The sequence below is a fragment of the Segatella sinensis genome (assembly GCF_040095255.1).
Classification (GTDB): domain Bacteria; phylum Bacteroidota; class Bacteroidia; order Bacteroidales; family Bacteroidaceae; genus Prevotella; species Prevotella sinensis.
Genome location: NZ_JBBNGE010000069.1, coordinates 1 through 12,104, shown reverse-complemented (window position 1 = coordinate 12,104; position 12,104 = coordinate 1). Strand labels below are relative to the sequence as shown.

Genomic DNA, 12,104 nt, shown 5'->3' with positions numbered 1-12,104 from the left:
GGAATTTTTTCTATTATGGAGCAATTTGATGCTCTTTTAGCTCAAACCATAGATTCCACCTTGGGATTGAGATGCACATTGTTTGGTTATCAATATAGTGAGATTCTACGTTCTCTGATGTGCGTATATCTTTGTGGTGGCTCATGTATTGAGGATGTTACAACTCACTTGATAAAACATTTGTCAATTTCTCTAAGAGTTGAAGGGAAAATGACTTTTCTAATATTATTGTACCCCTCCAAGGCATCTTCGCCGAGAGTTGTATGTCTCTCGTCGATGGTTAAAACGCCATTTTTTAAAATGGCCTAACTGGATTCGTATATCATCGTCTTCATCTGATAACTTTGTTAATGGATAATCCCAATTGTCATCATCATCGTCATCATCATCGTCATAGTTGGATTGATTCAGCTTTGCTTCCTGGATGTTCTTTCTTACCTCTTCGCGAGCCTCTTGGAAACTCTTTTTGGCTTCGTTTGAAACTTCTTCCAGGCTTTCACCTACTGTCTTTGCGATATCACCGACTAATTTTTTGAATAATTCCATATTATTACAATTTTAATGTTCTTACTTTTGTTTGTATTATAGCTGCCGGGAAATTACATCCCCGGCATAGTAGGAGGCATTCCTAGCATCTGTGGGGCGGTGCCTTGGAACAATGGAGCGAGTTCTGCTACATTGCCGGCAAACTCCCACTGCGCCATACCGTTCTTCCAAACGTATGACTGCTGGGTGAACTGACCCTGCTGAACGAGCTGCTGGAGCTTGTTCCAATCGCATGGACCATACTGCTGACCATTGATGCCAATATAATACTGTACCTGAGGAACAGCAGCACCCATGCCTGGCATCTGAGGCGCACCACCCATCTGACCCATCATACGCTCCTTCCCAGAGTTGTGGTGAAAGCTTGCGGACAATAGGAGTTCACCTTGTATTTCGGATAGTGTGAACGCATTTTCTCCTCCAGCTCTTCTGTTTCTAAAACTTCGAGCTTGAAGATGGCAGGAACATCCCGATGCTGTGGATGCTCAGCCAAATGCTTGAATTCTTCGTATGTCATGGGATGGTTATCTTAAGAAGTGAAGGTCAATCTTGGGTCTAAGTTCAGGTATTCTGATGCCTTCAGAGTCTTTGCCTTCTTGATCGTTAAGATGCCTTTTGCTGATAGTTTTATGAATTTTCAGTTTTCTCATGTCCGACTTGCCGTTAGCTTTATGGTTACACCAAGGCTTGGGATATGCATGTCTTTTTTTGTATCTCGTGCCATCGCAGTTCTGGATAAAGATTTCCAATACTAATCCATCCATTTGACAATCATGCGGAATGTTGACGGCACGGCGCAGAATGTCGCTTTCGTAGAAGATGCTGCCATCCTTCTTGCAGAGCAGCATATCCACATGGTCTGGCATTTCCATGTCAGAGCCAGGCTCAGAGACCTGCGGATTGAAATCTGCAAACTCCTTTTTGACATACTCATAGATAATGTTGGACAGTTTTTCCACATCGATACCTGCGTAATGCTCGTAGTTATAACTGATAGTGCATAAAGATATGTTTGCTGCCATATTCTTCCCTTTCTTTTGTTTGTTAAAGTGATATTTCAATACTCATCTCGAAGTTTCCGGGCTTGATTTTCATGATGTCTTCCACCGTGAATATGGAGAGATAGTTGAAATAATGGCTGAAAGCCCAGTTGAGCGAAACATGATATTTCTCCCAAATTTCATTCCAGAGTTGTCCGATGCTATTTTCTTCATTATTGAATATCATCTCCTTGTCGAAGGCATCGTCCTCTTGCACTCCTGGTTCCAAATCAGCGCCCCATCCGATGATGTCGCACTTTGCCATTTCGAATGTAAGTCTGATTTGTTCTTCCAAGGTCTCGTCGCCATCATCAAGGTAAGTCATTCCGATGTAGCTCTCTATTTGATAGTCCTCGAAGTCCTTGTAGCCTTTTTCTATTTCGTCGAGGAGAAGTATCGATACCCGAAGCGTTTTGTCGATAGTGGAAGAAGTGAGCTCTTTCAGGTGGTCGTTGAGCATGAAGATATGCTCAAGTTCTTCCTTGGAGAAAGGTTTGAGCGTACCTTCCTCGTTAATCTCTCGCTTCTTCCAACTCTCAGCATATCGCTGTTCGTACATTTCCAGTCTCTTCTTTTCTTTCTCTGTCATAATTACTCTGTTTTGGTGATACCTTATATAATATAGTAAGCTTGGGAGAAAATTTCAAAAAAATGCTGATATTTTTTGAAATACCAGCATTCTTTTTATAGTTACACTTTCTTATGTTATACCTTCTTGATGTCCCAGTAACTTGGATGGGAAGCATCACGAGATTTCTTACCAAACTTTGCCTCACATGCATCAGCGATGTTGTGAGCGTCACAACTAGCGAGAGATGTTGTTACCTCAATGACTGTACCTTTCTTCATTCCGGCACGGTCAGCTTTTAATGTACATTTAAATTTGTTCATAATCTGTATTTCTTTTAAAATCTTACAAATACGTTAGGTCAGGGAAACTGTCGTAAATTCGCAAACCACCTTCTTCTTCTCCCATATCTTCATATCTTATCAGATAGTTTTGGACAGATGCATCACCATCATCCTCAGCATCATGGTGGAGAGGAAGCAATTTTCCGCCATAGAAAAGGCCAGTGAGGAAACTGTTGCAATCGTCAGAACATTCTATTCTGGCATCTATTCCTATCAGCTTTGTTATGTCAAACTCTTCGTCAGTCTCAAGAATATATTCTTTGTTTTCTTGGAAATATTCATAATCCTTCATGTTTACGAGATACCATTTGCCTGGGATGAACTTTAGGTTCTCATCCATAAAAGACAGATTGTAAGACTCATCAAACCCATTCTTCTTGTAAAGTTCTCTCAGTAACTCCTCGTTGGTTACAAGATTACAATCTATGTTCGCCTGAAGGTTTGCCCCATGGGTTAGATGGAAAGGTATCTCGACCTTCAAGTTCCCATCTATCTCTTGGTATTCTCCATCGTCTGTTAACTCATGGAGAGATATTGTATAGTCTTTTTGTACATTGAGATAATATTGGGAACGTCTAACATTGTCAGTCTTGACTTCACCAGCCAATTCCTTGAAAGTGCTAACTACATCTTCGTCAACATTGCCTCCCTCAATTTCGATGTCATAGGCATCATACCACAAAGCTTCCAAATCATCGTTTACGTAATCAACGAAAGGTCCTTCTTCTTCCCAAATTTCCTCTATACAATCGTCTGTAGCATTCGGAAGTTCCATAGAGTCAATTTGCATCATTGGTCCATCAAGACGAATGATGTACTTATGCTTTTTTGGGGTCACTTCAACCTGTGAAGATATATCCTCCATCTGTTTGTTGAGCTCTTTGTCCAACTGTGACATCTGGTTGTCAAGTTCTTTAGACAATGAGTCAATGTCGAAATTATCTTTTGCCATAATCTTTAAATATTTAAATGATTTATACTCTTGATCCACATTCTGGGCAGAATGTCTCGTCTGCATCAATTTCCGCTCCGCAACTTGGGCAGGTCTTGGTGCGAGCAGCAGGCTGTTGAGGTTGGGAAGGTTGCTGATATTGCTGGTTTCTTCCTCCGTAAGCATTCATGTTGCTTGCAGCAGCTGTGCTGACTCTACCGATGTTGTCTAAAGCACTATCTTGAGTATGATCTGTACGCTGTTGCTGGCGCATCGCATTCTCACGATACTCTTGCTTCATAGCAACCTGGTCGTCATAGCGCTGTTGCTGAGCAGCCATTTGCTGTTGGCCCATTCCCATCATGCCTTGTTGCATCATTTGCGCCATTTTCATCATCATCTCTTGATTCTGACTGTTTTGCGCCATTTGATTTTGCATCATTTGCTCATAAAGGGCTTTCTGTTCAGCTTGTTGTTGTGCACGAAGTTCATTCTCCTTTTCAGAACTATAAGACTTTGCCATTTCAGCCTGAGCTTCACTTGAAAGGTGAGAAAGCTGCGCTGCACGTATTTGCTCTGCAGTCATGTTGGCAAAGAGATTGTCACGGTTCATCTCTACATTGAGATTCATCGACTGCATAGTTTCTGCAGAGCGGTTCTTCTCCTGAAGTTCTGCAAGTTCTGCTTCTTTCATTGCCTTCATGTTACGTTGAGCAATCGCAGCTTTTCTCTCCAATACATCCAAGTCATCAAACTTGTTTTGACGTTGGCGCATAAAATCTGCTTGATTCTGCTCTTCTTTTAAGGCTTGCTCTCGTTGCATCTTCTGGAAGTCATAATCTTCGTTCTGCACACGACTTTGGAACTTACGCTTATCTTGCTCAAACTGATGCTCATCCAAACGTTGCTTCTTCAAGAATTCGTAGTCGTCGTTCTGTACTTTTCCTTGGAAGTCACGCTGTTGCTTCAAGAAGTCTCTTTCGTCCTGTCGCTGCTGCTTCTGGAAGTCATAGTCCTCATTCTGTACACGGGACTTGAAATCAGCGTCTTGCTGTCTCTGCTGCTTTTGGAAGTCATAATCTTCGTTCTGTACACGGGACTTGAAATCTGCGTCTTGTTGTCTCTGCTGCTTCTGGAAGTCATAATCTTCGTTCTGTACACGGGACTTGAAATCAGCGTCTTGCTGTCGCTGCTGCTTTTGGAAGTCATAATCTTCGTTCTGCACACGACTTTGGAACTTACGCTTATCTTGCTCAAACTGATGCTCATCCAAACGTTGCTTCTTCAAGAATTCGTAGTCGTCGTTCTGTACTTTTCCTTGGAAGTCACGCTGTTGCTTCAAGAAGTCTCTTTCGTCCTGTCGCTGCTGCTTCTGGAAGTCATAGTCCTCATTCTGTACACGGGACTTGAAATCAGCGTCTTGCTGTCGCTGCTGCTTTTGGAAGTCATAATCTTCATTCTGTACACGGGACTTGAAATCAGCGTCTTGCTGTCGCTGCTGATTATTGAATTCCCAATCGCTTTGTCTTTGCTGGTTGCTAAACTCCCAGTCGTTTTGTCGTTTTTGACGATTGAAAGAACTGTCTTCTAGTTTCTGTTCCTGCTGGAATTGATAATCATCCTTACGCTGCTGCTGGGCAAAAGTGTAGTCATCTTCCTTCTTGCGGCGTTCATCCTGATAAGCGTCAATAATGCGTTTCGTATCAAGCTGGGTGCTGGCAAGTTTACCTTTGTGTAGAGCATCTTTGAGCTCATTTGCTATGTCATGGTCTTTCTTGTTGTCTGAAAGCTTGAACTCGGCTATTTGTTTATTCAAGGCAAGGTCTTGCTCAGCTTGGGCACGCATTAAGTCAACAATGCTGTCTCTGCTCACTTTGTTTTGAGCAAGAACATTTTCCAAGGCAGCAATGTCCTCTTCCTTTACAAGACGACTTTTCTTCATGTCGCTAAGTGCCTCATATTCTTCTTGCTTTGTCTTAGCTTCACGAAGACGTTTTTGACTGTCCATCATCATAACGAACTGCTCCATTTCATCCTCACTCAGCAATTTGTCCTTATTGATGCTTTGTAAGGTTTGTCGCAATGATTCAGCATTGGCTGCCTGATTAGCTTCTTGCTTATTCTTTTCTTGTTCGAGACGATTTCGGAATTCGTTGGATCTAGTGAGATAGTCCAATTCTTTCTCGTTGACAAACAAATCGCGCTCTGCAGAACGGAAACGATTGAAATCTTCACTTTCGTCTGTTATGTCAAGTACCTTGGTAACTTCTATGCCATATAGCTGTTCGTTACAAGCTGATTTGATGCGATTCTTCAGATTGTTGACAATAGGCTCTGGTAAACCATCTTGTTGATAATCAAGATTGCGCAATAGTTGCGTTAATGTATTCTTAACGCATGTTCTCAATTGTTGCTGGAACAATACAGTACTGACTGATTGTTGGTCTGTCAGATAGTTGCCAACAAATTCATTCATGTTGGTAACTTGCATTTGCAGTGATAGTGCAATCTTGGCATCTACCGTTTTTGTGGCGATGACAAAAGGAGCGAAGTCGTAATTACCTTCTTCATCAACTTGTAGGTCGAAGAACAGATTAAACAATCTGTTGCTTACGATGTAGATACGGCAAGTCTTAAGATCAGGCAACTTGTTAATTTTTTCTTTAGTGCGCTCCACTCTTTTTTCATGTTGCTCTGGCTTTTCATCTTTTTTCTTGCCAAAAAGGAAATTTCTGATGCCTCGTCCTATGGCAGATGCGCCATTTACAAATCCTGTGAAGTCGTTTGTCTTCTCTCCCGCTTTAGGCTCGCTTGGCACGACAGGTTTTATAGCAGGGGTTGGCTCTTTTGTTGGAAAAGAGTAAATGCCAGCTTGCATGATGGAAGTGATGATTCCATTCATGAAAACAATGGCTGTACATCCTTCTTGTACAATTACACCTTTTAGACCATCGGTATTAATCAGCTCAGTCTCTTTGATGAGATGAGCGATTTCTCCCTTTTGTACATTCCAAATGGCACGTCCCTTTACGATGCTAAAGTCATTAGCATCGGGAAGGTTCGTGTTATTGTCCTCTTTGATGAGGCTTTCGCCACAATGAGGACATTTCGTAAATTTGGGTAAAACTGGATACCCACATTTTGGACATTTCATATTCTCAAAACTTAATTGTTACTTATAAAACTATTCATCATAGAAGTAGAGCTTGTCGTCAGGAATTTGTTCAATATTTCCTGATACTTCTTCTGCTTCTGCTTGCTCTTTATAGTTATTGAGATATTGCGGTAAGACATACAAACAAGCACATCTTTCAACAATGTCTTCTAAAGAATCCAATTCTGACGAGAAACAATAAATTACTACATTTTTGTATTCGTCTTCAGGAATCTCTACTTCTGTTAGCGTTGGTGGAAGATAGATAGACTTAAGTCTTTTTAAGCCCTCAAAGAAGTCCGCTTCTACGAGTTCTACTCCATCAGGTATAGCAATTACTTCTATTTTATTTTCGGCTATACCAACTAAAGGTGTGGTACATTCTTTAATTAGATGACAATTATGCATATCTACAACCTTTAGTCTTTTTAAGGAACAATTTTCCTCATCTCCTGCTCCTAACTGAGGGAATTCTACCAAAGACTTTGGTAGAGTAAGTTCAGATAAATGCTCACAGTTATGAATGAAAAAATTCCCAATAGTCTCAACACCGTCAGGTATAATTAGCGTTTTCAACTTTTTACAATCTTTGAATGCACATTTACCAATTTCTTTTAGCTTTTGGCAATTTGACAGGTCGAGTTCTTCTAGTTCTGTACAAAATATAAATGAATAGTCATCTATCACTTCAAGAGAAGGTGGCAAAAGAATTTCTTTTAGTTGCATTCCATCAAAATCACTTTCTTCATCATTTCCAAAACAGTAGCGAGGAATTTGACGCAGTTTTGTACATCTTGACAGGTTTATTTTTTTTACAGAAATACAACGACAAAAAGATTGTGCCCCTAATTCTTCGATGGAATCAGGCAATACAATCTCGTCTAATGATGTGCATTGAAAGAAAGTATTAACTCCAATATGTCTTAGATTGGAGCATGCAAGAAAATCTATATGTGAGATAGCTTTGTTCCAACTGAATGACTCTTCTTCCAACACCTCTAATGATTTTGGTAAGTTAATGTCGCTTAGCGAGTAGCAACTGTTAAATGCTCCAAATCCTATTTTCTTTATAGAATCAGGAAGACTTATTTTTTTTAACTCGGTACAGCCACGAAATAAATCCTTAGGTATCTCCTCTAAATAATTGCATTGCGACATATCTGCTTCTTCTATGCAATTTGTCCAACTGGAAAAACATGCAGACTGAAACTCCATAAGGTTAGGGGGAAGAATAACCTTTTTGATACCCCGTGTAGACAACGTAGTCAACTTAGGCATGCATAAAATCTCTTCACACAACGATAAGTCTAAGGTTTCTATTGATGCACAATCGAAAAACGCATATTCTTCAATTTGGGTTGTGCTTGCTGGTAATGTTATTGTTTTAACATTATCATGTCCAAAATGTGTCTCTATGTAATCCTTGGTAATTTTAAAATCTCGTTTCATGATATACTTTTTTATTAATTTGTACCTAAAAATATGTTTACGTTTTCTGATAACTGAGTGACAGATTCGATTTGCTCTTCTGAAGAACTGAACTGTCCGGGCTTAATACGATGGAAGATTTTTGTAGCAGCATCGGCTGCAATCTTTGCTTCTTCGTATTTGCCAACCTCAACATAGAGTTTGCCAACTAAGTCCAAGATAGAAGCGTAGATACCTTGCAGTAGCTCAGTTCCATCTTGCATCTCGTATAATTGGTCACCAACTTCATACAAGAGCATTTGTGCATCATACAACTTATCTTCTTGGATTTCGTAATATGCCATCGTACTTTTGATGACTGGCATCACATAACTTGGCATGTTTCCAGCAGAATGCTTTGCAGCAGCGTTGATAAAAGCCTCTAAGTCTCCTTTTGTCTTATATCGTTCTGCTACATAGATGTAGTTGGTGTATGCATTGTAGTTCTCTTGTGTGAGAAGTTCTTTTACCTGAACTGTGTATGTTGGACCAAGGCGCAACTCATCATCAGGCTTGACAAGTGTTCGTTTGATAAGCTTGATGCCATTGAGCCAAGTTCCTTTTGCGCTCAGGTTTGTCAGAGCCATTCTTCCTGAATCGAGAACTTCTATTTTGCAATGAATCTTGCTGACGCTTTCGTCATCAATAATCATTCCTTGATTTCCTCCTCTTCCTACTAATATATCCATATTCTCATTGTTTTATGTTAGTGCGGTAGTGGAGCTATCTTTGGAATAGGTGGTATCATTTTTCTGATATTCGCTATCTTTTTCTTCTCCATAACCACATTGAATATATGATTGAAATAGAATGAGAATTCCTTTTGGAATTCCTGTATGCTATCATCGTCATCGTTTTCGATTATCAGCATCAATACTTGCGTGAATCTGTCTAATATCTCGCTATGGTCAATACTGCCTTGTTCTAGGAACATCTTGGCTTGCTCCAGGTAATCTGCCATATCTACATTTGACCAATATTGATACAGACTGCTTGTGGCAGCCAATAATGTAATATTGCCGTATGGCTGGTTGTCGAAGATTTCCATGTTGGCGAGTATCTCTTCGGCTTCACCAATCTGGTCGGTATTTAGATAAGCAACATAGGTCCAAAAAGCTTGCCAATAGTTATCTGTCGTTCGATTCGTATAATTGGCAATGCACTTTTGCGGCTCTAAAGCTGACAAAATCAAATAATAGTAGAATTGTACTTCTTCTACGTTGTATTTGTTGGCAAGTGACTCTAGTCTTGAAATGCTCAGTCTTAACATATCAGTTTTGTCTGACTTTGCAAGTGAGATGACCTGATTAATGGTCACCTTAATGATAGGATTGAGATTGTTGGAAGATTGTTGCAATCTGTTCTTTCTTACCTGCTCTTGAATATTGAAGGCAGTTTCTTCGTCTAATCCCAGGGTCAGTCTCATATCCTCCATCTGCTTGGCTTCATGAGGATCTATACGACCGTCAGCATAGACTTGTTGGCAGAGTTGCTTGTATTTCACAATCTTTTCCTGCTCTAATTCTTCATTGGTCTTGTCACGTTCTATATTCGTGATATTCGTAGTCGACACATTGTGAGAGTCTATGTGTACGCCTCCTGATATAGCGTTGGCATCACCCATAGAGAAGCCTGTATTGGCAGGTTCTTCTGCTGGCAATTCCTTTCCACAATAGGGACATCGTGGAAATTGCCAGTTCTCTGGTAATGCTGTGTTACAATATGGGCAATTCTTTATCATGTATATTTATTTTATAGAATTAAACATATCAAGACGAATGCTAAAATGAAAAACCAAATGAATTTACAGAAACATCCGATACATCCAGTGATACCTTCCCCTAGGAAAGAGGCAAATAGACCTAAGGCTTGTACTCCCCAACCGATTAGACCGAGGATGACAAAGCCTAAAACCAATATGCCTATGAATCCTAGTATAGCAATCATTGCTTGAATAATTTATTTGTAAATTGAAAGTTTATTTCTTAGTTACAGTTCCACTATGTGAACGGACATACGTACCCATTGACGTGCTCATGATGATATCACTGCCCTTGGTGATAATGTCAAAGATCTGGGCACCATTACATCCGCAGACGAAACTCCAGCTGTTACTCCCCATCGTGGCTCTTTGAAGCTCTGTGGGTTTATCCGGATTAATGCGGTAAATAAAATTACCTTCTTTTACTGTAGTTGCCATAATTATAGTGTATTTAAAATCTAAGTTCTGAGGTCACTTTTGCCTTTCGGATTCTTTCAAGAGTGGTGTAGGTCTGGCCTTGAGTGAAGGCTATGCGTCTTCCTGTCTTTCCGAAAGAATCATTTTGAATGGCAGGTGAGAATTCTTCTATTTTCTTGAGTTTGAAGAATGTTCGTTTCTCTGGTTTGTATAGAGGTTCCTTTTTAGCAAAGTACTCTTCTGGAACATATTCTTTTAACTCTCTGATATCTACATTTTCTAGTTTTTTTTCAATTTCAAAGAGATATTGAATTCTTTGAGCGTAATAGAATGCTAAGTATTTGGCATTCTTGAAGCTTCTGCCGCCTTGACAGGCATAGAAATTATATTCCAAAGCAATAGGCTCACCCCATCTTCCGCCTACTATGATGACGCGGTTTTCGTGATCATCATATAAACCTAATGAGGTAATAAGAAGCTCAAACTGTTCTATGAGATAGCTGAGGACCGGATTCGGAACATCTTGCTGATAATCATTGAGGATATTCATCAGGGTGGTCCAATTCGTCCAAATGATCTCTTGGGGAAGAATTTCTGGTCGTTTGTCGTGTGTTGTGATATAGATGAGTTTATTGCGTTCATCTCTGTCTTCGACAATCAGCTTCTTGTGATTTTCTAGTTGGGTTAGATTGATGACATCAGACAGTTTGCTTTCAATATAAATGTTGAAAGCATAGTTGCAAGAGATTAAACCATCTGGAACACTATGGATGTCTGTGTCGTCAATATAACTTTGAGTTTCAATCTTTAATGTTTTTTCTGGCAGTCCATTTCCTTCATCAATTCGCTGAAGAATTTCATCTAACAAACTGCCTCCCCTACAATCTGTTTCTAAGATTTTGAGGAGTGCCGATGTTACTTGATTCTCTTTCTGAGAATAAGCTCCAAAGACTGATTGTTCTGTGATATTCTTACTCATTTACTTTTTAGATTATGATTTTTTAATGTCTGCCGTCATTTCTAACGGCATTGCAAATATAGTCATTTTTGTGGAGAATTTCAAGCGGAAACGAAAGTTTTAGTATTCTTTAAACTTTGACGATTGGTTCATTTTGGTTCATTTTGGTTCAAACTCATTTTTCCCGAGCTTACACCTTATTATATATAGGAACTTGTTGCTGCAAATCCACTCTCTTTTCTCTTGTGGAATGGGGAATCCTATCCCCTTAATGTCCATTTTCAAAACTGAAACTGTCCCCATGAGATATTGTCTTATTTGGTTTTTATGGAGTTTCAGAAAATGTAAATCCCCAATCTGTTGAACTTTACAGATTGGGGATTTCTCAAGTTTATACATTATTCTCCTAAGATAGGCGTGAATTTGGAATTTTTGGTAAAATTCAACAGAAAGTTAACAAAAAGTTTGGTAAAGTGAAAATAAAAGCATATTTTTGCAGATTAAATAAGTACATAACATTAAAAACAAGAAGATTATGGCAATAGAAATTAAAACAATACCTGTCCTTCATGGTGAGGCAGCAGCTCGTTTCGTTGAAGCAGCTGATGAGGCATTGGAAAAGCGTGGCTCCATTGACTTCTCCAAGCAAGTAGCCAAGGCACGTGCTATATTAAAACGTTCAAAATTGTACATTTAAAATGTTAGAGCAATGTGATTTTATGGAACTGACAGAGGAAGTCTTGCAGCAATGCAAAGGCTTCACTTGTAAGGATGAGGACATAACAGAGTTCTTCACCCAAGACTATGCTGACTATGCCTATCAGTTGCTTGTAAATCATCTTGTTTTGTTAAACCAGATACATCTGAAATAGTCTGCGCATTTACAGTCGCTAATTCGAGTGTAAAAGTAGATTCAC

At 39.6% G+C, this 12,104-nt stretch carries 14 protein-coding genes and 1 pseudogene; 2 read left to right on the top strand and 13 right to left on the bottom strand.

All coding sequences use genetic code 11. The features are described from left to right. Positions 1 to 189: pseudogene (locus AAAT87_RS13890) on the top strand (hypothetical protein); the annotation flags it as partial. Between the two features lie 36 nt (positions 190 to 225). Here AAAT87_RS13890 and AAAT87_RS13885 read toward each other — a convergent pair. The 13 genes from AAAT87_RS13885 to AAAT87_RS13825 all read right to left on the bottom strand — a co-directional run bounded on the left by AAAT87_RS13885 (position 226) and on the right by AAAT87_RS13825 (position 11,208). Next, positions 226 to 546, bottom strand: a complete 321-nt coding sequence (locus AAAT87_RS13885) for a hypothetical protein (protein ID WP_349226747.1) — start codon at positions 544 to 546, stop codon at positions 226 to 228. A 53-nt stretch (positions 547 to 599) separates the two neighbouring features. Then, positions 600 to 881, bottom strand: a complete 282-nt coding sequence (locus AAAT87_RS13880; protein WP_349226746.1) for a DUF4339 domain-containing protein — start codon at positions 879 to 881, stop codon at positions 600 to 602. After that, a complete protein-coding gene (locus AAAT87_RS13875) occupies positions 878 to 1,063 on the bottom strand; it encodes a hypothetical protein (RefSeq protein WP_349226745.1) in 186 nt (61 codons plus the stop codon). The genes AAAT87_RS13880 and AAAT87_RS13875 overlap by 4 nt, the downstream gene beginning before the upstream one ends. Positions 1,064 to 1,070: 7 nt before the next feature. Continuing rightward, positions 1,071 to 1,568: a hypothetical protein gene (locus AAAT87_RS13870; RefSeq protein ID WP_349226744.1), complete on the bottom strand. Its 498-nt coding sequence runs from the start codon at positions 1,566 to 1,568 to the stop codon at positions 1,071 to 1,073. Between the two features lie 22 nt (positions 1,569 to 1,590). Further along, the gene (locus AAAT87_RS13865; protein ID WP_349226743.1) at positions 1,591 to 2,175 is read right to left on the bottom strand and encodes a hypothetical protein; all 585 of its coding nucleotides are present in this window, start codon (positions 2,173 to 2,175) and stop codon (positions 1,591 to 1,593) included. Positions 2,176 to 2,291: 116 nt separating this feature from the next. Beyond that, a complete protein-coding gene (locus tag AAAT87_RS13860; protein ID WP_153122259.1) occupies positions 2,292 to 2,477 on the bottom strand; it encodes a hypothetical protein in 186 nt (61 codons plus the stop codon). Positions 2,478 to 2,499: 22 nt separating this feature from the next. Then, positions 2,500 to 3,450, bottom strand: coding sequence for a hypothetical protein (locus AAAT87_RS13855; protein WP_349226742.1), 951 nt, complete (start codon positions 3,448 to 3,450; stop codon positions 2,500 to 2,502). A gap of 22 nt (positions 3,451 to 3,472) precedes the next feature. Next, positions 3,473 to 6,583, bottom strand: coding sequence for a zinc-ribbon domain-containing protein (locus tag AAAT87_RS13850; RefSeq protein ID WP_349226741.1), 3,111 nt, complete (start codon positions 6,581 to 6,583; stop codon positions 3,473 to 3,475). 30 nt (positions 6,584 to 6,613) lie between these two features. Further along, positions 6,614 to 8,032 carry a leucine-rich repeat domain-containing protein gene (locus tag AAAT87_RS13845; protein ID WP_349226740.1) on the bottom strand — a complete coding sequence of 473 codons (1,419 nt, stop codon included), beginning with the start codon at positions 8,030 to 8,032 and terminating at the stop codon, positions 6,614 to 6,616. A 14-nt stretch (positions 8,033 to 8,046) separates the two neighbouring features. Further along, the gene (locus AAAT87_RS13840) at positions 8,047 to 8,739 is read right to left on the bottom strand and encodes an FHA domain-containing protein (RefSeq protein ID WP_349226739.1); all 693 of its coding nucleotides are present in this window, start codon (positions 8,737 to 8,739) and stop codon (positions 8,047 to 8,049) included. Between the two features lie 17 nt (positions 8,740 to 8,756). Further along, positions 8,757 to 9,710, bottom strand: coding sequence for a hypothetical protein (locus AAAT87_RS13835; protein ID WP_349226738.1), 954 nt, complete (start codon positions 9,708 to 9,710; stop codon positions 8,757 to 8,759). A 318-nt stretch (positions 9,711 to 10,028) separates the two neighbouring features. Further along, on the bottom strand, positions 10,029 to 10,250 hold the full coding sequence (locus tag AAAT87_RS13830; RefSeq protein ID WP_217314460.1) for a hypothetical protein: 222 nt from the start codon (positions 10,248 to 10,250) through the stop codon (positions 10,029 to 10,031). Positions 10,251 to 10,263: 13 nt separating this feature from the next. After that, positions 10,264 to 11,208: a hypothetical protein gene (locus AAAT87_RS13825; RefSeq protein ID WP_349226737.1), complete on the bottom strand. Its 945-nt coding sequence runs from the start codon at positions 11,206 to 11,208 to the stop codon at positions 10,264 to 10,266. Positions 11,209 to 11,722: 514 nt separating this feature from the next. On the opposite strand from AAAT87_RS13825, the gene AAAT87_RS13820 reads away from it, so the two are divergent. Further along, positions 11,723 to 11,884, top strand: coding sequence for a hypothetical protein (locus AAAT87_RS13820; RefSeq protein WP_171479883.1), 162 nt, complete (start codon positions 11,723 to 11,725; stop codon positions 11,882 to 11,884). Positions 11,885 to 12,104 lie beyond the last annotated feature (220 nt).